The organism is Bifidobacterium sp. CP2 (assembly GCF_018555635.1).
Classification (GTDB): Bacteria; Actinomycetota; Actinomycetes; order Actinomycetales; family Bifidobacteriaceae; genus Bifidobacterium; species Bifidobacterium saguinibicoloris.
Genome location: NZ_JAFEJX010000011.1, coordinates 63,803 through 84,498, shown reverse-complemented (window position 1 = coordinate 84,498; position 20,696 = coordinate 63,803). Strand labels below are relative to the sequence as shown.

Annotated in this window: 17 protein-coding genes and 1 riboswitch; of the genes, 11 read left to right on the top strand and 6 right to left on the bottom strand. The window is 67.2% G+C overall.

Annotation, left to right across the window (positions count from 1 at the left end; translation table 11 throughout):
* The first annotated feature begins 274 nt into the window (after positions 1-274).
* The 6 genes from hisD to priA all read left to right on the top strand — a co-directional run bounded on the left by hisD (position 275) and on the right by priA (position 5,874).
* Positions 275-1,672, top strand: a complete 1,398-nt coding sequence (hisD, locus tag JS531_RS09000) for a histidinol dehydrogenase (protein ID WP_214315249.1) — start codon at positions 275-277, stop codon at positions 1,670-1,672.
* A 65-nt stretch (positions 1,673-1,737) separates the two neighbouring features.
* A complete protein-coding gene (locus JS531_RS08995; RefSeq protein WP_214315246.1) occupies positions 1,738-2,907 on the top strand; it encodes a histidinol-phosphate transaminase in 1,170 nt (389 codons plus the stop codon).
* Between the two features lie 52 nt (positions 2,908-2,959).
* Positions 2,960-3,562 (top strand): imidazoleglycerol-phosphate dehydratase HisB, encoded by a 603-nt coding sequence (gene hisB, locus JS531_RS08990; protein WP_214315244.1) that lies wholly within the window; start codon positions 2,960-2,962, stop codon positions 3,560-3,562.
* A 17-nt stretch (positions 3,563-3,579) separates the two neighbouring features.
* Positions 3,580-4,356: a hypothetical protein gene (locus tag JS531_RS08985; protein ID WP_214315262.1), complete on the top strand. Its 777-nt coding sequence runs from the start codon at positions 3,580-3,582 to the stop codon at positions 4,354-4,356.
* A 94-nt stretch (positions 4,357-4,450) separates the two neighbouring features.
* A complete protein-coding gene (gene hisH, locus JS531_RS08980) occupies positions 4,451-5,095 on the top strand; it encodes an imidazole glycerol phosphate synthase subunit HisH (RefSeq protein ID WP_214315242.1) in 645 nt (214 codons plus the stop codon).
* Positions 5,096-5,148: 53 nt separating this feature from the next.
* Positions 5,149-5,874: a bifunctional 1-(5-phosphoribosyl)-5-((5-phosphoribosylamino)methylideneamino)imidazole-4-carboxamide isomerase/phosphoribosylanthranilate isomerase PriA gene (gene priA / locus JS531_RS08975; RefSeq protein ID WP_214315240.1), complete on the top strand. Its 726-nt coding sequence runs from the start codon at positions 5,149-5,151 to the stop codon at positions 5,872-5,874.
* A gap of 248 nt (positions 5,875-6,122) precedes the next feature.
* On the opposite strand, the gene JS531_RS08970 is transcribed toward priA, so the two are convergent.
* Positions 6,123-7,565 (bottom strand): DUF2252 domain-containing protein, encoded by a 1,443-nt coding sequence (locus JS531_RS08970; RefSeq protein WP_214315238.1) that lies wholly within the window; start codon positions 7,563-7,565, stop codon positions 6,123-6,125.
* A gap of 293 nt (positions 7,566-7,858) precedes the next feature.
* Here JS531_RS08970 and glnA point away from each other — a divergent pair, with 293 nt between their 5' ends.
* The 3 genes from glnA (at position 7,859) to JS531_RS08955 (ending at position 11,656) form a co-directional block, all read left to right on the top strand.
* On the top strand, positions 7,859-9,196 hold the full coding sequence (gene glnA / locus JS531_RS08965; protein WP_214315236.1) for a type I glutamate--ammonia ligase: 1,338 nt from the start codon (positions 7,859-7,861) through the stop codon (positions 9,194-9,196).
* 285 nt (positions 9,197-9,481) lie between these two features.
* Positions 9,482-10,654, top strand: coding sequence for an MFS transporter (locus JS531_RS08960; RefSeq protein WP_240542144.1), 1,173 nt, complete (start codon positions 9,482-9,484; stop codon positions 10,652-10,654).
* 207 nt (positions 10,655-10,861) lie between these two features.
* On the top strand, positions 10,862-11,656 hold the full coding sequence (locus JS531_RS08955; RefSeq protein WP_214315253.1) for a hemagglutinin: 795 nt from the start codon (positions 10,862-10,864) through the stop codon (positions 11,654-11,656).
* Between the two features lie 28 nt (positions 11,657-11,684).
* On the opposite strand, the gene JS531_RS08950 is transcribed toward JS531_RS08955, so the two are convergent.
* The 3 genes from JS531_RS08950 to JS531_RS08940 all read right to left on the bottom strand — a co-directional run bounded on the left by JS531_RS08950 (position 11,685) and on the right by JS531_RS08940 (position 15,820).
* Positions 11,685-14,009, bottom strand: coding sequence for an energy-coupling factor transporter ATPase (locus JS531_RS08950; protein ID WP_346427777.1), 2,325 nt, complete (start codon positions 14,007-14,009; stop codon positions 11,685-11,687).
* A 121-nt stretch (positions 14,010-14,130) separates the two neighbouring features.
* The gene (locus tag JS531_RS08945; protein WP_214315232.1) at positions 14,131-14,733 is read right to left on the bottom strand and encodes an ECF transporter S component; all 603 of its coding nucleotides are present in this window, start codon (positions 14,731-14,733) and stop codon (positions 14,131-14,133) included.
* Positions 14,734-14,739: 6 nt separating this feature from the next.
* Positions 14,740-14,892, bottom strand: a riboswitch (FMN riboswitch).
* A 142-nt stretch (positions 14,893-15,034) separates the two neighbouring features.
* Entirely contained in the window at positions 15,035-15,820 is a 786-nt protein-coding gene (locus JS531_RS08940) for a nitroreductase family protein (RefSeq protein WP_214315225.1), read from the bottom strand.
* 177 nt (positions 15,821-15,997) lie between these two features.
* On the opposite strand from JS531_RS08940, the gene JS531_RS08935 reads away from it, so the two are divergent.
* On the top strand, positions 15,998-16,765 hold the full coding sequence (locus JS531_RS08935) for a polyphosphate--glucose phosphotransferase (RefSeq protein ID WP_214315223.1): 768 nt from the start codon (positions 15,998-16,000) through the stop codon (positions 16,763-16,765).
* A 135-nt stretch (positions 16,766-16,900) separates the two neighbouring features.
* Positions 16,901-18,076 carry a pyridoxal phosphate-dependent aminotransferase gene (locus JS531_RS08930; protein ID WP_214315221.1) on the top strand — a complete coding sequence of 392 codons (1,176 nt, stop codon included), beginning with the start codon at positions 16,901-16,903 and terminating at the stop codon, positions 18,074-18,076.
* 49 nt (positions 18,077-18,125) lie between these two features.
* Here JS531_RS08930 and JS531_RS08925 read toward each other — a convergent pair whose 3' ends face one another.
* Both JS531_RS08925 and JS531_RS08920 read right to left on the bottom strand, forming a co-directional pair.
* Positions 18,126-18,917 (bottom strand): energy-coupling factor ABC transporter ATP-binding protein, encoded by a 792-nt coding sequence (locus JS531_RS08925; protein WP_214315251.1) that lies wholly within the window; start codon positions 18,915-18,917, stop codon positions 18,126-18,128.
* Between the two features lie 69 nt (positions 18,918-18,986).
* Positions 18,987-20,654: an aryl-sulfate sulfotransferase gene (locus JS531_RS08920; RefSeq protein WP_214315219.1), complete on the bottom strand. Its 1,668-nt coding sequence runs from the start codon at positions 20,652-20,654 to the stop codon at positions 18,987-18,989.
* Positions 20,655-20,696: the final 42 nt, after the last annotated feature.

The window sequence follows — 20,696 nt, the reverse complement described above, 5'->3', positions numbered from 1 at the left end:
AAGGCCCTGCACGGCGATGGTACTGCACCCGACAGGGTGTGGGAGAGTAGCACGCCGCCGCATCCACACGATTGATTGACCTCGGTCGAGCAGTACGCTCCCGAGGTCAATCTTTTATACCCACCCCCAAAAAACAACACCAGCCCACATACATCATCGACGATTCCGGATACCGACGCCCATGCGTTCCACCGCAAGGGCGTAATCCCACGATGCGGGCGAAAGTGGACAGTACCGGGCGTTCCATGCGGCGCCATTGTTACGATGGGGCGTTATGAGCGAGAACATCATGCGAATCATCGACCTTCGTGGTCAAGTCCTTTCCCGTGCCGAACTGCTGGCCGCGATGCCGCGCGCCGCCATGGGTACCTCCGAGGCCACCGATCTGGTGCGCCCGATCCTGGACGACGTCAAGGAGCGCGGCGCCGCCGCCCTGCGCGACTTCGAAGAGAAATTCGATCATGTCCGCCCCGAACACCTTCGCGTGCCCAAGGAGGCCATCACCGCCGCCCTCGATACGCTCGACCCCGAAGTCCGCGCCGCCATCGAGGAATCCGTGCGCCGTGCCCGCGCCGTCGCCGCCAATCAGGTGCCGAAGGACTTCCACACCGACCTCGCGCCCGGCGCCCGTGTCGCCGAACGTTGGATTCCCATCCAGCGCGTCGGCCTCTACGTGCCCGGCGGCAAGGCCGTGTACCCGTCGTCCGTCATCATGAACGCCGTGCCGGCCCAGGCCGCCGGCGTCGAATCGCTGGCCATCGCCACCCCGCCCGCCCGTGATGACGCGCAGGGCCTGCCCAACAAGACCATCCTCGCCACCTGCGCCATCCTCGGCGTCGACGAGGTGTACGCCGTCGGCGGCGCGCAGGCCATCGCCATGTTCGCCTACGGCGCCAAGGGCAGCGAGCCGCAGGACGGCGACGTGCTCTGCGATCCGGTCGACAAGATCACCGGTCCTGGCAACATCTTCGTGGCCACCGCCAAGTCCCTCGTCTCCGCCTTCGTCGGCATCGACGCCGTCGCCGGCCCCACCGAAATCGGCATCATCGCCGACAAGGACGCGAACCCGAGCCTCGTGGCCGCCGACCTCATCGGCCAGGCCGAGCACGACGAGCTCGCCGGCTCCGTGCTGTTCACCGACTCCCCGGAACTCGCCGACAAGGTGCAGGAGAACCTCAACTACCGTGTGCCGCGCACCGAGCACGCCGAACGCGTCCACACGTCGCTCTCCGGCACGCAGTCGGCCATCGTGCTGACCGACGGCCTCGACCAGTCCATCGACGCGGCCAACGCGTACGCGGCCGAACACCTCGAGATCCAGACCGCGAACGCGGACGACGTCGTCAAGCGCATCAAGAACGCCGGCGCCATCTTCCGCGGCCCCTACTCTCCGGTCCCGCTCGGCGACTACATGTCCGGCTCCAACCACGTGCTGCCGACCGGCGGCACCGCCCGCTTCGCCGCCGGCCTCGGCGTCCATACGTTCATGAAGCCCGTCGAAGTCATCGAATACGACGAGGAGGGACTCAAGGCCCTGGCCGCGCGCATCAACGCGTTCGCCGTCTCCGAGGACCTTCCCGCGCACGGCGAATGCGTGCTGTCCCGCTTCGTCAAGGACCCGTACGACAAGGCCACCCTTCGCGAACAGGAACAGGAGGCCGGCCTGCGCTGAGAGCGGACCGGATATGACGTCCCGCGTCATTGTGCGACGGGACGAACCCAGAAAGACCGAAACCAATGACTGACAACAACGCGATCCCCGCGAACCTGCCCCTGCGCAACGACCTGATCGGCGAGGAGCCGTACGGCGCTCCCCAGCTGGACGTGCCCGTGTGCCTCAACGTGAACGAGAACCCGTACGCTCCGGATCCGGCCGTCTGCGACACCATCGCCCGCCGCATGCGCGAGATCGCGCCGACGCTGAACCGGTACCCGGACCGCGAACACATCGAACTGCGCAAGGCGTTCTCCACGTATCTCGAACGCGAATCCGGCGTGAAGCTGGACGTCGACGAACTGTGGGGCGCCAACGGCTCCAACGAGATCATGCTCCAGCTCTTCCAGGCGTTCGGCGGCCCGGGGCGCACCGCACTCGGCGCCGACCCCACGTACTCCATGTACCCGGAGTATGCACGCGACACGTTCACCGGCTGGAAACTCGCCCACCGCAACGAGGACTTCACACTCAACGTGGAGAAGACCATCGAGGCGATCCACGAGGTCAAGCCGAGCATGGTGCTGCTCACCAGCCCGAACAACCCGACCGGCACCCCGCTGCCGATGGAGGACATCGAGCGCATCCTCGCCGCCTGCGAGACCGCCGAAGTGGCGGGCGCCGGCGAGGGCGTGCACCCGATCCTCGTCATCGACGAGGCGTACGTCGAGTTCCGCAAGCCCGGCACCCCGAGCGCCGTGACCCTCATCAAGGACCATCCGAACCTGGCCGTCAGCCGCACCATGAGCAAGGCGTTCGCCTTCGCCGGCGCACGCGTCGGCTACCTCGCCGCCAGCAAGGGCATCATCGACTGCGTGCGCATCGTACGCATGCCGTACCACCTGTCCGCCGTGACGCAGGCCGCCGCCATCGCCGCGTTCGAGCACACCGACGAACAGCTGAGCCGCGTCGACCATCTGCGCGAGACCCGCGAGGCCACCGCCGCATGGCTCAAGGAGCAGACGTACAAGGGCGAAACGCTCGAAGTCGCCGAATCCGGCTCCAACTTCCTGCTGTTCGGAGGCCATTTCGACAAGCGTGACGCCATCTTCGAGGGACTTCTCGAACGGGGCGTGCTCATCCGCGTCGTCGGCCCGGACGGCTGGCTGCGCGTCTGCATGGGCACCGACGAGGAGATGGCACGCTTCCGTGACGCGCTCGTCGAAACGATGCGCATCGTGGAAGCCGAATAGGCAGAACAGGCAAACCCACCAGCCGGCCGCACCGGCATGAAGGAGCATCATCATGGCGCGCACCGCGCACATCGTCCGTGAGACCAGCGAATCGCACATCGACCTCGAACTCAACCTCGACGGCACCGGACAGACCGACATCGACACGTCCGTGCCGTTCTACAACCATATGATGAACGCGCTCGGCAAGCACTCGCTCATCGACCTCAAGATCCACGCGTACGGCGACACCGACATCGACGTGCACCACACCGTGGAGGACACGGCCATCGTCTTCGGCGAGGCGCTGAAGCAGGCGCTCGGCGACAAGCGTGGCATCCGTCGTTTCGCCGACGCCACCGTGCCGCTCGACGAGGCGCTCGCCAAGGCCATCGTCGACATCTCCGGCCGCCCGTACGTGGTGTGCACCGGAGAGCCGGAAGGCTACGAATACTGCATGATGGGAGGCCACTTCACCGGTTCCCTCGTGCGTCACGTCATGGAATCCATCGCCCTGCACGCCGGCATCTGCCTGCACATGCAGGTCCTCGCCGGACGCGACCCGCACCACATCGCGGAAGCCGAATTCAAGGCGCTGGCGCGCGCCCTGCGCTTCGCCATCGAACCCGATCCGCGCATCGAAGGCCTCATCCCCAGCACGAAGGGAAGCCTGTGATGGCCGGCTGGGACGACATGGACGACCCGAACGATCCGACCAACCCGACCGACCCGAACGGACAGGACGGCTTCGACCCGGACGCCTCGCACCTGTCCGACGAGGACATCGCCAAGGCGATGGCCGGCTTCGAGCAGGAGTTCGCGGACACGTCGGACGATGCCGGACACGGCGATGCGGGCCATGACGGCAAGGATCGCGGGGACGGGGAAAACGCGTCCGACGGCGACCTGCCGGACCTCGGCGACATCGACATCCCCGACGACGCCTCGTCCATCGACCCGTCCGCCGGGTTCGAGGACGCGCTCGCCGGACTGCTCGGCGACAAGGCGAAGATGGCGGCCATCGTCACCCGCATCGCCTCCGCGCAGCTGCTCGCCGCGTTCTGCCAGCTGTCCGACATCTCCGCCGACTGCGTGGGCTCCAACCAAGGCGCGATCGCGGTGCTGCGCAACCTCGACGGCGACGCGCCGGAGGCGGCCGCACGCGACATCACCACCGTGGTGGGCGGCATGAGCGTCGTGCTCGGCGTGAACCGCGCCGACAAGCTCGAAGTGACCCTGTACGCCGGAGGACAGGGCGGGCAGACGCTTGCGCCGCCCATCCTGTTCAACTCCACGCCGCGGTTCGTGGAGGACCTCATGCTGGGCATCACCACCGTGGCCCAGTTGAAGACCCAAGGCTTCGAGGTCGTCGACTCGGGCAGCCTCGACCACGATTCCGCCATGAAGGTGATCGCCGACCACACGCGGTTCGGCCGCGGCGGCTCCCCCCGCGGGTCGCGCGTGTCCTGAGCCGCGGCTGGTCGCCATCGGTCGCGATTGGTCGCCATCGACCGGCGGCGTCCCGTCCATCATCGTCCGCATCATCCCAACGAAAGGGGAGACAATGACCACCGCAGTGGTGTTCGACTACGGTTTCGGCAACGTGCGTTCCATGGTGCGTGCGCTCGCCCGTCTGGGCGTCGACACGTCCCTCACCTCCGACTACCGTCAGGCGCTCGAGGCCGACGGCCTCGTCGTGCCCGGCGTGGGGGCGTTCGCCGCATGCATGGAGGGCCTGCGCAAGGTGGGCGGCGACAGGGTGATCGTCGACCGTCTGCGCGCCGGACGCGCCGTGCTCGGCGTGTGCGTGGGCGAGCAGGTGCTGTTCGACACCGGCCATGAGCACGGCGAGAACGCTGCCGGCGTGGGTCTCATCGGCGGGAGCATCGATCCGCTCGACGCGGACGTCGTGCCCCACATGGGATGGGACACCGTCGAGGCCGCGTCCGGTTCCGTCCTGCTCGACGGCGTCGAGGACGAACGCTTCTACTTCGTCCACTCCTACGCCGCGCACGAGGCGACCGCCAAGGATCTGAGCGGTCTGCAGATCGAGATCGCCGACGAGCAGCGGGTCACTTGGTGCACGTACGGACGCAGCCGGTTCATCGCCGCCTATGAGCGCGGCCCCCTGTTCGCCACCCAGTTCCACCCGGAGAAGTCCGGCGACGCCGGCGCCCAGCTCCTGAAGAACTGGATCGCCACGTTCTGACACGGGCGTGAAGCCACGACGGACGTTCCAAGAATCAACAGAAAGGCCCACTTATGTCCCTGACACTGCTTCCCGCCGTCGATGTGCGTGACGGCAAGGCCGTGCGCCTGCGCCAAGGCGAATCCGGCTCCGAGACCGACTACGGCTCCCCGCTCGAGGCGGCCCGCACCTGGGTGGAGTCCGGCGCCGAATGGATCCACCTCGTCGATCTTGACGCCGCGTTCGGCACGGGCGACAACCGTGCCCAGCTGCGCGAGATCGTCCACGAGCTCGGCTCCCGCGTCAACATCGAAATGTCCGGTGGCGTGCGTGACGACGCCTCGCTCGACGCGGCGCTCGAAGCCGGCGCGGCCCGCGTCAACATCGGCACGGCCGCGCTCGAGAACCCGGAGTGGACGCGCAAGGCGATCGCGAAGTACGGCGACCGCGTGGCCGTCGGCCTCGACGTGCGCGGACACACGCTCGCCGCGCGCGGTTGGACCCGTGAGGGTGGCGACCTGTTCGAGACGATGAAGATGCTCGACGACGCCGGCTGCTCCCGCTACGTCGTCACCGATGTGGCCCGTGACGGCATGATGAGCGGTCCGAACCTCGACCTGCTGCGCGAGGTGGCCGAACGCACGGACGCGAAGGTGACCGCCTCCGGCGGCATCTCCAAGCTCGACGACCTGAGGAACATCAGGAAGTTCGCCGACCTCGGCGTCGACTCCGCGATCCTTGGCAAGTCCCTGTACGCTCGCGCCTTCACCCTCGAGGAGGCGCTCGAGGTCGCCAGGTAGGCGTCGGCAGCTGAATCAACATGATGAATCCCGGAAGACCGGAACGTCTTCCGGGATTTGTTGTACTGGGAGGTTGTCAGCGCAAGGATTCCCGGAGTTGGTTGGAGGTTTCCGGGAATCCTTGTGCTGAGTCGCAGTCGGTGCAAGAAATCCCGGCGGATCGGGGTGGTTTCCGGGAATCCTTGCACAGAGGCATGATCAGCGCAGGGATTCCCGGAAAACCAGGTCGGCTCCCCGGGAACCGCCGGTCACGCGCAGGGCAGCTGCCCCTTCTTGATCATCTTCTTGAACACCGCGTAATCCTCGTCGTTCTGTTCGGCGTAGCTCACCGCGAACGAGGAGACCGCCTGGTCGAACTCGTCGGAGCCGCCCAGATAGTTGGCGATGGCGATGGCGTCGCCGGTGCGCGCGTGCGCGTGCGCCAGGCACCATGCGCACATGCGCGCGAGGTCGGACAGCGCCGTGGCGTTGAGGTTGTCGATGTCGATGGACCCCTTGCCGTTCCACAGCTGACGCACGTAGTAGTCGCGTTGCCGGCCGTCCTCCGCCATGAGGCTCGTCCATCCGAGGAGCACGTCGGCGGTGGACTGGATGAGCTTCTGCCCCTGCACGACGCGTTCGCCGTGCGTGGCGTACGGGGAGGCGCCGCAGTAGTGCTCGAGCACCGAGTAGGTGGCTTCCTTCATCTGGATCATCATCGGATCGTCGATGTCGCGTGCGATCCACACCGTCGCCCACGCGCGCTGGCCCACGGAGCCGACGCCCACCACCTTGCGCGCCGCGTCCTGATAGCGGAAGTGGTCGAACACCCAGCGGCGGTCCTCGTACAGGGAGTGGCGGTAGTTGTCGAACAGGGTGTCGATGCGTGCCTGGAGGGCGTCGAGGTCCGCGTATCCGCTGAGCTCGTTGATGGGCACCAGCTCCGGCGGGTTCGATTTGAACCGCAGCTTGCCGTCCTTGAACCGGCAGAGCTTGGCGGCGGCCGCGTCATTGTCCTTGAGCAGCGCCTTCATGGCGGCCTCGCGCAGGGTGCGGTTGCGTTTGCCGCCCGCGTTCGTCTCGAACCGGTCGAGCGTCTCCTCCACGTCGAGATGCTCGTACCAGGCGTCGAGATAGTCCATTTCGGAGAACCATTTGATGCGTTCGCGGTAGGTGCGCACGCATTGCGTCACCGCGGCGCGGATGTCCTTCTCCTTGAGTTTGTTGGCGCGTCCGCAGATCTCGACGGAGACGGCGAGGCGCTTGAGGTCCCACTCCCAGGGGCCGATCGCCGTCTCGTCGAAGTCGTTGATGTCGAAGACGAGACGTGCGGAGGGGGAGCGGAAGATGCCGAAGTTGCCGATGTGTGCGTCGCCCACGCACTGCACGGGGATGCCGCTGACGGGCGTGGTGGCGAGGTCGTTGGTCATGATGAGCACGGTGCCCCGGTAGAACGTGAACGGGCTGGCGCTCATCCGCTTGTAGCGCAGCGGGATGAGGTCGGGCACGCGGATGGCCGACTGCTCCTCGAGCAGGGCGATGGCCTCCTTGCGTCCGGACCGCACCTGCCAGACGGCGTGCGATTCGAGCGGCGCCTGCGCGCGGGCCGCGATGCCGGCGCGGGAGCGTTCGCGCGGGGATTCCGCCTGTCGCCACGAGGCGACGTCGATGGGGGGATGTTCGGATGGGGTGATGTGGTCCTCATTGCTCATATCCCACTACTGTACCGTCGCGTCCGTGCGGCCGCGCACGTATCCCGCGGTATGGGCCGGCATGGGGCCGTCATGAGCGGAGACGGGGAGTGTGAAACGTCCTGTGAAACGTTCGTCCGATGTTGTGGAACAGTCCGTGAAACATGGGTCGTCCGATGGGGCGCGACGTGGTGCGACCGCGTCGCGATCGCTCTGCGGCGAAGGTGCGACGGGAAGGCGCCGTCGTTCGGCCGTCTCATGCGGGAAGCCGGCGGTAACAAACCGATAACACGGCGATGTGAGGATTGGTGCCTATGGATAAGCAGCAAGAGTTTGCCCTGCGCACCGTCGAGGAACGCGACGTGCGCTTCATTCGCCTGTGGTTCACGGACGTGCTCGGCACCCTCAAGTCGGTGGCCATCGCGCCGGCGGAACTCGAGGCGGCGTTCGAGGAGGGCCTGGGGTTCGACGGTTCCGCCATCGAAGGCATGACCCGCGTCTCCGAGGACGACATGATCGTCAGGCCGGACCCCTCCACCTTCCAGATTCTGCCGTGGCGAGGAGGCCCGCAGGGTACCGCCCGCATGTTCTGCGACGTGCTCACCCCCGAGGGCGAGCCGAGCCTGGGTGACCCGCGCCACGTGCTCAAGCGCTCGCTCGCCAAGGCGAAGGAGAAGGGCTTCACGTTCTACGTGCACCCCGAGATGGAGTTCTACCTGTTCGAACAGCAGGACGACTGGTCCAAGGCGCCCACGCCCATCGACGAGGGCGGCTACTTCGACCACGTGCCGCGCAGCCCAGGCATGGACTTCCGCCGCGCCACCGTGAACATGCTCGAGCAGATGGGCATCTCGGTGGAGTACTCGCATCATGAGGCCGGCCCGGGCCAGAACGAGATCGACCTCCGATACGCGGACGCCCTCACCACGGCCGACAACATCATGACGTTCCGCACCGTGGTCAAGGAGATCTCCCTGGAGCGCGGCATCCACGCCAGCTTCATGCCGAAGCCCCTGGCCGACGCCCCCGGTTCCGGCATGCACACGCACCTGAGCCTGTTCGAAGGGGACGCGAACGCGTTCTACGAGGCCGGCCAGGAGTTCAACATGTCGATGACGGCCCGTCAGTTCGCCGCCGGCATCCTGCACCACGCCGCCGAGATCTGCGCGGTGACGGACCAGTACGTCAATTCGTACAAGCGCCTGTGGGGCGGCAACGAGGCGCCGAGCTACATCTGCTGGGGCCACAACAACCGTTCCGCGCTGCTGCGCATCCCGCAGTACAAGCCGGGCAAGGGCAACTCCGCGCGCATGGAGTTCCGTGGCCTCGACCCGGTGGCCAACCCGTACCTCGCGTACTCCGTGCTGCTCGCCGCCGGTCTCGACGGCATCGAGAAGCAGATGACGCTCGGCGAACCCACCAGCGACGACGTCTGGGAGCTCACCGACGAGGAGCGTCAGTCCATGGGCATCGAGCCGCTGCCGCGTTCCCTCGGCGCCGCGCTCAAGATCATGGAGAAGTCCGACTTCGTGGCCGACGTGCTCGGCGAGCACGCCTTCAACTACTTCCTGCGCAACAAGCGCCGGGAGTGGGAGGAGTACAACCAGCAGGTCACCCCGTACGAGCTCAAGAAGTATCTGCCGAAGCTGTGACCGCAGGACGCACGCACGCATCGTCTTCGGCAACGCAAGCCCCCGCTCCGTCGGGGGCTTCGTCGTATCCGGGGGAGAAGTTCGGTCGGTGAGCCGCGTGTCATGCCGCTCCGTTGTACGTCGACCCCAATAGCATGCGCATGGAACACAATGAGAGAGGGAACCATCATGGCGAACAACGCCGCCGAAACGGCCCCGGCCGGGGCATCCAAGCCCGAAACCCGCGGGAACGAGCCGTCCGGGCGGTCGGAGCGGTTCTTCAACCTGCCGGTCACGATCCTCATCATGGCGAGCTTCATGCTCGGCATGAGCGAATTCGTCGTCGTCGGCATCCTGCCGGACATCGCCCGCGGCCTCGACGTGTCCGAGGTGACCGTCGGCAACCTCGTGGCGCTGTTCGCGTTCGTGTACGCGCCGGTCACGCCGCTCGGCTCCGCGATCTCCGCCCGATTCCCACGCTTCGCCACCTATCTGACGCTCATGGGCGTCTTCCTCGCCGGCAACCTCCTGTGCGCGCTCGCGCCGAACTATCCGGTGCTCGTCGTCGCCCGCATCATGATCGCCCTCGTCTCCGGCACGCTCGTCGCCATCGCGATGACCTACGCGCCCGACGTGACCACCGAACGCTACCGCACCAAGTTCATCGCATGGGTGTTCTCCGGCTTCTCCATCGCCTCGGTCGTGGGCGTGCCGTTCGGCACGTGGGCGGCGAACACGTTCGGATGGCGCATCACCTTCCTCATCATCACCGCGCTCACCGTCGTGCTCATGGTCTTCATGGCGACGGTCCTGCCGCGCAACTCGCACCCGGTCACCATCGGCTTCCTCCGCCAGTTCCGTCTCTTCTTCGACCGCCGCATCTGGGGCGGCGTGCTCACCGTGGTATGCGGCGCCGCATCCAGCTACGTCTTCTACACATACCTGACCCCGATCATGCGCGACGAGATCGGCGTGCCCGAACGCTACGTGAGCATCGGCCTCGTCATCTACGGCGTCGCCTGCCTGTGGAGCAACCTGTACGGCGGCAGGATCGCCGAACGCGGCCGTGGCGTCGAGCCGCTGGCCCGCACCCGCCCCATCTTCTGCCTGCATGCGGTGCTGCTGTGCACGCTCGCGCTCGCCGCCGTCGTGCCCGTCTACGGCGCGCTGCTGCTGGTGGCGCTCGGCATGATGATGTACCTGTTCAACTCCGCCTCCCAGGTGCTGTACATGGATGTGGCGGCGCAGGCGCACCCCGGTTCGATGAACCTCGCCGCCTCGCTCAACTCGATGAGCTTCAACATCGGCATCGCCATCGGCTCCGCCGTCGGTGGCCTCGTCAACGACTTCCTAGGCCTCACCTGGCTGGGACCGGTCGGCGCGGTCTTCTCCGTCGGCGCCATCGTCATCACCACGCTGCTGTGGCGCGACATGCCGTCCGCTGGCGTCGGCGCGGCCGACGCATCCGATGCGGACTGACGGGCCGACGTCTCAGACCTCGGCGCTACAATGGCGGCGATGACAGCACGCAAGCCCAAGGGGAACCGGACCTCGACGCGCAGGACGCGTCGGACCAAGACGCGGGGCGCCACGGCCAGACGCGACAGGAGCCGGAAGACGTCCGGCGGGCCGTTCGCACGCCTCGCCCGCATGTGGAGGAAGGGCGGCAAGCCCGCCCGCGCCGGCATGCTGGCCACGGCCGTCGTCGCCGTCATCTGCGTGATGGCGCTCGTCATGGCGGGCGTACGGTTCTTCGGATGGCGTCTGGAGGTGCGCGCGGCCGAGGAGCGCCAGCTGCAGCTCTCCCGGGAATATGACTTCGACCCCGGCGACATCATCTCCGACGGCCAGTTCTTCAACGGGAACGCGATGAGCCGCGCCGAAGTCCAATCGTTCCTCGAATCGAAGGGCGGCGCCATCGCCTCCATGACGTTCGACACGCAGGACAAACCCGCCGACGCCCAATGCAAGGCGTACGAGGGCGCGAAAGGCGAGACCGCCGCGGCCATCATCGACAAGTCGGCGCGCGCCTGCGGCGTCAGCCAGAAGGTGCTCCTCACCGTCCTGCAGAAGGAACAGCATCTCGTCTCCTCCACGGCCCCCACGGACTTCCAGATCAAGGCCGCCATGGGATTGAGCTGTCCCGACGACGCGGATTGCGACCCCCAATACGCGGGGTTCTTCAACCAGGTGTACGGCGCCGCCAACCGGTACCGGTACTATGTGGCGCACGAGAATCGCTACGGCTACCACGCCGGCCGGCTCAACACCATCCAATACCATCCGAACACCGCCTGCGGCGCCTCGGAGGTGTACATCCGCAACAAGGCCACCGCATTGCTCTACATCTACACGCCCTACCAGCCGAACGAGGCGGCGCTCAAGGCGGGCACCGGCGAAGGCGACGCCTGCTCCAGTTACGGCAACCGCAACTTCGCGATCATCTACCGCGGCTGGTTCGGCGACCCGCGCGGCATGTAACGCGCGGCATGTGACGGTCCGGAACGTCTCAGACGAGGGCGAGCGCGACCAACGCCGCCAGATAGACGACGAGCGCGCCGGCGAACGCCGCGTCGCGCGGGGTGACGCGCATCATCCGCCAATGCGTGCGGCGGATGCCCTCCTCGTAGCAGCGGGCGTCCAACGCGAGCGAAAGGTTGTCCGCATGGCGCAGCGCGCCGGCGAAGATCGGCACGATGATCGCCGTCATCGCCCTCACGCGCCGCGGCAGCGACCCCGTCTCGATGGAGCCGCCGCGCGCCGCCTGCGCGTCCGCCACCGCCTGCGCCTCGATGGTGAGCGTGGGGATGAACCGCAGGGCGAGACTCAGCACCAGCGCGATCTCCTGCGTGTGCACGCCCAAGCGCCGCAGCGGCGAGAGCAGCGCGGCGAACGCGTCGGTGATCGCGGTGGGCGTGGTCGTGGCGAGGAACACCGCCCCCAGGATGATGACCAGCGCGAAACGGCACGCGTACAGCACGGCCGTGGCCACGCCGTCGTCCGTCACCGGGACCGGGCCGATGGCGAACAGGACGTCGCCCGTACGCACGAAGAACACGTTGAGCAGGCCCATCACGGCGAACAGGCCGAGGAACACCCTCACCGAGCCGAGGAGACGCGCCGGACCGATGCGCGACGCCGCGGCCACACCTGCCGTGAACGCCACGCCGAGCAGCAGCTGCCGGGCGTCGCCGATGCCGAATGCGGAGAACATCGCCACGAGGAACGCCGTCATCTTCACGCGGGGGTCGAGGCGTGCGATGGGGGAGAGACGGCCGGCATCACGGGGGACCGCGCCGGGGACCGCGTGGGAGACCGGGTGCGGGGGCTGGAGCTCCGAACCGCGCACATCGTCCGTCGCGCCTGCGTCGGCGTCGCCCGCGAGCCGCGAGATCTCCCGCATGTCCACGATCCGGTCCGCCACGCGATGTGCCTCCGCATAGCTGTGCGTGACGACGAGTACGGTCACCCCCTGCGCGTGCAGGTCGTCGATGAGCCGGTAGACGCGCTCGCGGCCGTCCGTATCCAGGCCGGCGGTCGGCTCGTCCATGACGAGCAGCTTCGGCCGGCATGCGACGACGCCGGCGATGGCGGCAAGCCGCTGCTGTCCGCCGGACAGGTCGAACGGGGAGCGGTCGGCGAGACCGTCCAGTCGTGCGAGCCGCAGCGCGGCGTCCACGCGCGCCGCGATCTCGGATGCGGGAAGATGCTGGTTCGTGGGTCCGTACGCCACGTCGTCGCGTACCGTGTCCGCGAACAGCTGGCGTTCCGGATGCTGCATGACCAGTCCGACGGTGCGGCGCAGCTTCGCGCGGTCGCGTCGTTTCGCCGTGTCGACGCGCATGCCGTCCACGACGATTGTCCCGGCGTCCGGCTTGTCGAGCGCGCAGACGAGACGCAGCAGCGTCGACTTGCCGGAGCCGTTCGCGCCCATGAGTGCCACGGTCTCGCCGCGACGCACCTCGAGCGACACGTCGCGCAGGATCGGCCCGTCGCCGCCCGGGTAGGCGTAGGAGACGTGCGATACGGACAGCATGACGTCGGCGTCCGACGTGTCGGCATGCGACGGGCGTGACGGGGAGACGACGGCCGCGTCGGATGCGTCGGATGCAGCGGGGGCGTCGTCGCGCGGTTGCGGCGACGCGGGGGCGTCGGCGTCCGCGACGCGGCCCGCCTCCAGCCGCACCACGCGCGCGGCGCGCGCGATCTCGTCCGGATGGTGCGTCACATGCACGATGGTCGTGCCGCCCGCGTGCAGCTCGTCGAGCACGCCCATCACTTCGGCGCGCGCCAGGGGGTCGAGCATGGCGGTCGGCTCGTCGAGCACGAGCAGACGCGGGCGCATGGCGAGCATGCCGGCGATGGCGGCCCGCTGCTGCTGGCCGCCGCTCATGCGGATCGGGTTCGCGCCGCGCATGTCGTCCAGCCGCACGGCGTGCAGCGATTCCGCGATGCGCGCGCCGATGCCGTCGCGCCCTTCGCGCGGCACGCCGAGGTTCTCCGGTCCGAACGCCACGTCGTCCTCGAGCACGGTGGTGACGAGCTGATCCTCAGGATTCTGGAACACGGCGCCGATGCCGCGCCGCGCCTCACGGTAGGCGTCCGCATCCGGGCCGTCGGCGGAGAAGACGGTGCGGCCGAGCAGTACCACCGTGCCGGCGTCCGGCGCGGCGAGTCCGGCGATGAGACGGGCGAGCGTCGACTTGCCGGAGCCGTTCGCGCCGGTGAGCGCCAGATAGTCGCCTTCGCGGACGGTCAGGGAGGCGTCGTCGAGCGCCCAGGTGGCGCCGCCGTCGTAGCTGAATCGGATATGGCTGAGTTCGGCGAGGTTCACGTCGGGGTCCTTGCGTCGTGTCGGAAGACGGCGACGGCCGTGCCCGATGGGATCGGGGCACGGCCTTGCCGGGATACCTGTGTATGGTGACGGACGCCGCATGCGCGGCGGGATGAGGCGGCTACTTGTCGAGCAGCTTGGTGATCGGCTTGTAGATAAGGAACGTGACGACCGCGTGGATCGCGAACTTGAGCACGTTGAACGGCAGCAGGATCGGCACGATCATCGCCGCGACCTGCGCGACGGTCATATGCGCGTAGATCGGCGTGATGACGAGATTGCCGCCGATCGCCGCCGCGAGCGCGACCACTGCGCCCACGACGATGCCGATGATGGCGCCTTTGCGCGTGCGGTCGCGACGGTAGATGACGGATGCGGGCAGCGACAGGGCAAGCGCGACGAGGATGGCCATCAGCGCGCCCCACGGATCGGTGAACGCGTGCGGCAGGAAGCCGAGCACGGAGACGATGGCGGCGGCGGCCGGACCGAACGCGAAGCCGGCGATGAGGCTCACGATGCCGGACGGATCGTACTTGAGGTACGGCGCGGCCGGGAAGATCGGCAGTTCGATGAAGCTGGTGACAATCGCCAGCGCGACGAACAGCGCGTAGACGGCGATGCGGCGGGTGGACCAGCGGCCCGAATCGGCGACGCCCGTGGCGTGCGTCCCGGTGGCGTGGTCGACCTTCGTGGACTGGATATGGTTATCAGAAGATACGCTCATGCGAGCTCTCCGTTTCTTCCATCCGGACTGTGACCGTTGGCTCCGGAATCCCACCGGATCGGCCGCCGCAGCGGTTCGCGGGCTTCCCGCCTTCCCCGTTATGAATCCCGGGGGACGGGTTACCGCCAGTAAGGAATTGCACCTTCCCTGAAACTGACAGCATCCTGTATACGCGTGGGCGTGGATTTCACGCAAATCCCGTTTCACTGTGCGGGAAAACGCAAGGCATGCGAAACGGCCCTCCGTATGACGCGCGTGTCGATGCGGAGGGCCGTCGGACCGTCGGAGATGATGGACGGGCCTACCTGTGGAGGAACAGTCCGCCGTCGCCCCACGCCCATTGGCCCTGTCCGGCGCCGATCTGGAAGTGCAGCTTGGCGATGCCGAGGTCGTTCGACGCCCAATGTTCGTCGCCGGCGGCCGGGTCGATGTGGGCGGCGGCAGTGTCGTCGTCGGCGTCGTAGGTGAACGTGACCGGCTGGCGGTTCATCGCGCTCGGCGCCTTCATCGCCGCCTCCACACCCGCGCGGAACCATGCGGGCGCGGCTTCGCGCGCCTCGGCGGACATGCCGGCGGTGAACTGCTCGAACGTCTTGGTGGGACGGTGCGTGCGCTGGAATTCGGCGAGCTCCTCATAGGATTTCGCCATGCGTTCCACGTGATGCTCCGGGTGTCCGATGACCACGCCGAGATACAGCTCCTCGCTGTTGCGGATGCGGCAGTGCCGGGCGGCTTCGGCGCGGTCCCAGCTGCCGGCCACCCACAGGGTGCCGAGTCCTCTGAGCGTGGCGGCGAGCACGGCGCGCTCCGTGTAGAAGCCGGCGCGCTCCCGGGCCTCCTCGTCGTCCTTCGGGCCGACGACGGCCAGGTAGTTCGCCGCGTTCGTCAGGTGTCCGGAGGCGTTCGCCTCGGCGAACACCTTGGGCTGGTCGCGGACCAGCTGGAGGTCGAGCCCGCCGATGAGGTTCAGCGGGTCGAGGGTCATGTCGATCTGGCGGGCCATGTCGTCGTCGATGGGCTCGTCGTCGTAGGCGCGGACGGCGGTGCGGATGTTCACCGCGTCGATGAGTTGCGTGTGTTCAGCCATGCGTCCCATTATGGCACCGCGCCGGCGCGATGCGGGCGGGCTGCGGACGTGATGTGCGCGACAATCCGTGCAAACGTATGCACGGATTATGGGACCAGGGGCATGTCGTCCGCCGGCACGGCGATAGGATGCTAAGGAATGCCCATCGTTCGCAAACAGCAGGAGGAGAGGTCAACGATGATTGAAACCGCACAGGCCTTTGGCGTCGACATCGGAGGATCCGGCATCAAGGCGGCCCCCGTCAACCTGGAGAAGGGCGAGTTCGCCGAGCCCAGGCTGAAGATCCTCACCCCGGAGGTCTCCACCCCCGAGGCCGTCGCCGCCATCGTCAAGCAGCAGCTCGACCACTTCGAGGTCCCCGATGACGCTCCGGTCGGCGTGGCTTTCCCAGCGCCCATCAAGCCCGGCCAGCCGCTCGACTTCATGGCCAACCTGGACCAGTCCTGGGTGGGCGTGGACGTCACCGCCGTGTTCTCCGAGGCGTGCGGTCGCCCCGTCACCGTCGTCAACGACGCGGACGCCGCCGGTCTCGCCGAACAGCAGTTCGGCGCCGCCAAGGGCAAGGACGGCCTTGTCATCGCCACCACGCTCGGCACCGGCATCGGCACCGCGCTCATCATGGACGGCGTGCTCGTGCCGAACACCGAGCTCGGCCACCTCATCCTCGACGACAAGCATCCGGACGCGGAGAAGTACGCCGCCAGCTCCATCAAGGACCTCGAGGACCTCAGCTACAAGAAGTGGGCGAAGCGCCTCACCAAGTACTACGGTCTCATGGAGAAGTACTTCAACCCCGACCTGTTCGTCGTCGGCGGCGGCGTGAGCCGCAAGGCGGACAAGTTCATCCCGTTCATCGAGGTGAAGACCCCGATCGTGCCCGCCGCGCTGCGCAACGAGGCCGGCATCATCGGCGCCGCCTACTACGCCAGCACCAAGCAGCGCTGACCAGCCGGTCTCCCGGCTTTCGGACCGCCCGTGGACGAACGTCCCCGGGCGGTCCTTTCGTATCCGGCCGCGTCCCGTCGCGTCCCATGCCCGTCGCTCCGCCGGCGATGCCGGGCGGCGCGATACAGTGGGGGCATGACCGTTCGATTCTCCTCTCGCGTGGACATCTCCGCGCCCAATCCGATCGCCGCGGCGGAGGCCGAGGCGCGTGCGCGCGGCGTCGCGCTCGGCAAGCTCAACGACTCCAACCCGACCCGGCATGGTCTCGCCCCGGCGCAGGTGCCGGGCGTGTACACGGCCGACCCGCGCGGTCCCCGCGCGGCGCGTGAGGCGCTGGCCGCGTTCCTGTCCCGCGCCGACGGCGCCGCGCCCGTCGACCCGGATTCCCTCTATCTGCTGAGCTCCACGTCCGAAGCCTATTCGTGGCTCATCAAGCTGTTGTGCGACGCCGGAGACGCGGTGCTCGCCCCGAAGCCGGGCTATCCGCTCATCGAATCGATCGCGCGTCTCGAATGCGTCGACACCATCGAATACCAGCTGCAATTCGACGGCTCGTGGTTCATCGACACCGCCGCCATCGAACAGCTGCTCTACTCGGAGGACGGCGAACGCATCCGCGCGCTCGTGCTCATCAATCCGAACAACCCCACGGGATCGTACGTCAAACCGGAGGAGCGCGAGACGCTGGTGCGTCTGTGCCGCGAACGCGGCATCGCCATCATCGCCGACGAGGTGTTCTACGAGTATGCGCTGGAGCCGTTCGACGGCAACGCGCGTCTCGCCGGCGAGACCGGTGCGCTCACCTTCGCGCTCGACGGCTTCTCCAAGGCGCTCGCCGCGCCGCACGCCAAGGTCGGCTGGATCCGCGTGTCCGGTCCGGCCGAGGACGTGGCCGAGGCGCGGCGCCGTCTCGACGTCATCGCCGACGACTACCTGCCGATGAGCGACATCATCGCCGACCGGATGCCCGAACTGCTGGCCGCCGCCCCCGGCCAGACCATGCGTGTGCGCGAACGCGTGCGCGCCAACCTCGCCGCCCTGCACGCGATGCTCGACCGGGACGAGACCGGCGTGGTGAGCGTGCTGCGCGCCGAAGGCGGATGGAACGTGCTGCTGCGCACGCCGGCGGTCATCGACGAGAACGAGCTCGTGCTGCGGCTCATCGGGGAATCCGGGCTCACCGGACAACCCGGCTATTTCTTCGACATGACCTCGAACGGATATCTCGCGCTGTCGCTGCTGCCCGAGCCGGACGTGTTCCGCCGCAACGTCCGCGCCGTGCTGGACGCCGTCGCCGCGATGCTCGCGTGACGGCATCCGGCCGGCGTGCCTTCGGCCGGACGGGCGGACGGCCGGAGGTTCAGTCGGCGGCCTTGGATTCCTCGTACCTGCGGCGGATCAGGTCCATGTAGAACGCGACGGCCTCCTTCGGGGCGCCGTCGAACGCCACGTGGCCTCCGTCCAGGACGATCGTGCGGTCGATGGAGTACTCCGGACGGACGATCATGTCGGTGTCGTGCGTGGCGACGATGACCTGCTTGTCGTAGGTGAACAGCGCTTCGGCCACATGCCGCGTGCCGATCTCGTCGAGTCCCTTCGACGGCTCGTCCGCGACGATCGCCGAGGGGTCGAAGGCCAGTGCGGCCGCGATTGCGAGCAGATGGCGTTTCTCCGAGTCGAGCTCGGCGGCCTTCACGTTGCGGATCTGCTGCAGACCGAAATGCGCGAACAGGTTGCCGATGCGCGCCGAACGCTCCGCGTCCGCGATCTTGTGCTTCTTGAGCGACTCGTCGACCGCCTTGACGATGTTCTCCGCGCGGTAGAAGGAGTTCGGGATCTCCTCGCGGCGGACTTTGCCGACCCATTCGTCGACGGTCTTCAGATCCTTCTTCGACGACGTGTCGAGCGTGAGACCGGCGCCGGCGAGCGTCACGGTGCCGGTCGACGGTTTGAGCGAGCCGTCGAGCAGTCCCAGCGTCGTCGACTTGCCGGAGCCGTTGAGACCGATGACGGCGACGCGTTTCTCGGTGATGACGAGGTCCGTGGGGTTGAGCCCCACATGCCCGTCCTCGTACATGTGCCCGGCGCCGGCGAGCGTGAATGTGACCGCGACCGGCTTCGGGGTGTTCCTGCGCGAAAAGAAAAAGCCCATGGCACCCACTGTAGTAAGTGCCATGGGCCGATCCGCTACGGACGGTCCACCGGACCGTCCGCTTCACGCCTAGGCGAAGTAGAAGCCCTTGAACCCGTAGTGGTAGACGCGGTAGATGTAGCCGGTCGACAGCTTCATCTTGTACTGCGCCTGGAGGTTGCCGTCGTCGTCGTAGACGCCGAAGACGCCCTGCATGCCGGTGTCCACGAGGTTGATGGAATCGGTGATCTCCTGCGAGGAGCTCACGTACGGGGAATACGGCACGTCGAAGCTCTGCACTTCGGTATAGGTGCCGGCCTTCTCGTCCACCAGATACTTGCGGAACTGGGAGTGCGAGTTCTTGTCCTTCGAGCTCTGGGCGGTGGAGATGCCCTTGATGGTCGTCCAGTCGAAGTCGGGACGGGTCATCGCGTAGCCGAAGTTGTTGTCGAACATGTAGATGTAGTACTGGCCGTCGGGCAGGGACGGATCCTCCTCGTAGGTGATGGAGTGCTGGCCGCCGGTGTCGCCGAAGTCGCCGATCTTGGTGAGGAACTTCTCCTTGTAGGAGGTGCCGTCCCACACGGTGGGTTCGCCGATCATCCAGCTGACGCTCGGGTCGCCTTCGATGTCGTCCACCTTGATGATGGTGGAGGTCTCGCGGGCGGAGAACAGCGCGGAGCCGTCCGGCAGCAGCTGGATGGTGTTGAAGTGGATCCAATCCCAGCGGTTCGTGGCGGTCGGGTCGGACTCGTCGATGCCGGAATGGTCGGTGGACTGCTTGTAGTCGGGGAACACCTCGCCGAAGTCGATGAGCTGCGTGACCTTGCCGGTGGTGGTGTCCACCTTGATGACCTGGTCCTGCACCGCGTGGTCGGAGCGCGTGAGGTCGGTGGCGAGGGAGACGATGTCGCCGTCGGCGTCGAGCGCGTAGTCGTGGTGGAGTATGAACCGGTCGCCCAGATTGATGATCTTGACGAGCTTGCCGAGACGGTTCATGCCCACGAAGTGCTTCGTCGAGGCGGAGAACCACATGAGGCCGTCGTCGTCGAACAGGAGGCGGTGCGAACGGTAGTACATGACCGGCACCTCGCCGCGCAGCACGCCGTTCACGTCGTAGTAGTACATGAAGTCCTGCTCGTTGGAGTCGTTGCCGAGGATGGCGTATAGGCCGTCGCCGAGCGCCTGCGTGGCTTCGGACGTGGGGTCGACCGGCTGTTCGAGACGGACCTCCTCCGCGCCGAGGAGATTCGCGCCCGTGCGCGTGATCTGTTTGGTGCCGACGGTGGCGCCGGAGGAGTCCTTGAGCGTGAGGGTGATGGTGTTCCTCTTGCCGGGGATGAGGCCCAGGATGAGGAATTCGTGCGTGGTGGCGTAGTCCTCGCCCTGCTCGGCGGTGGCGGAGAAGTCCGGGTAGCCGTCCGCGCTCACCGTGTAGGAGACGCTGGACGCCTTGTCCGTGGTGAAGTAGACGTACAGCGACGTGGTGTTCGTGCCGTAGGGGTTCTCGGCGATGAACGGGTCGTCGAGCGTCGCGGCCGACTTGTCGCGGTCCGAGGCGAGCTGTTCATCCGCCATCTTCTGGTAGCCGTCAGTGTAGATGTTGGCGATGCGCGCGTTGAGCCGTTCGATGCGCCGCTCCTTGATGGATGCGTTCACGTTGTCCTGGGTGAGCAGGCACATGCCCGCCGCCACCGCGAGGGTGACGATGGCCGCGGCGACTTTGACTGCGATGCTTCTGGCTGCGATGCGTTTCATTTGGGGATGTCCCGACCTTCATACGATTCGTGTTCCGCATGC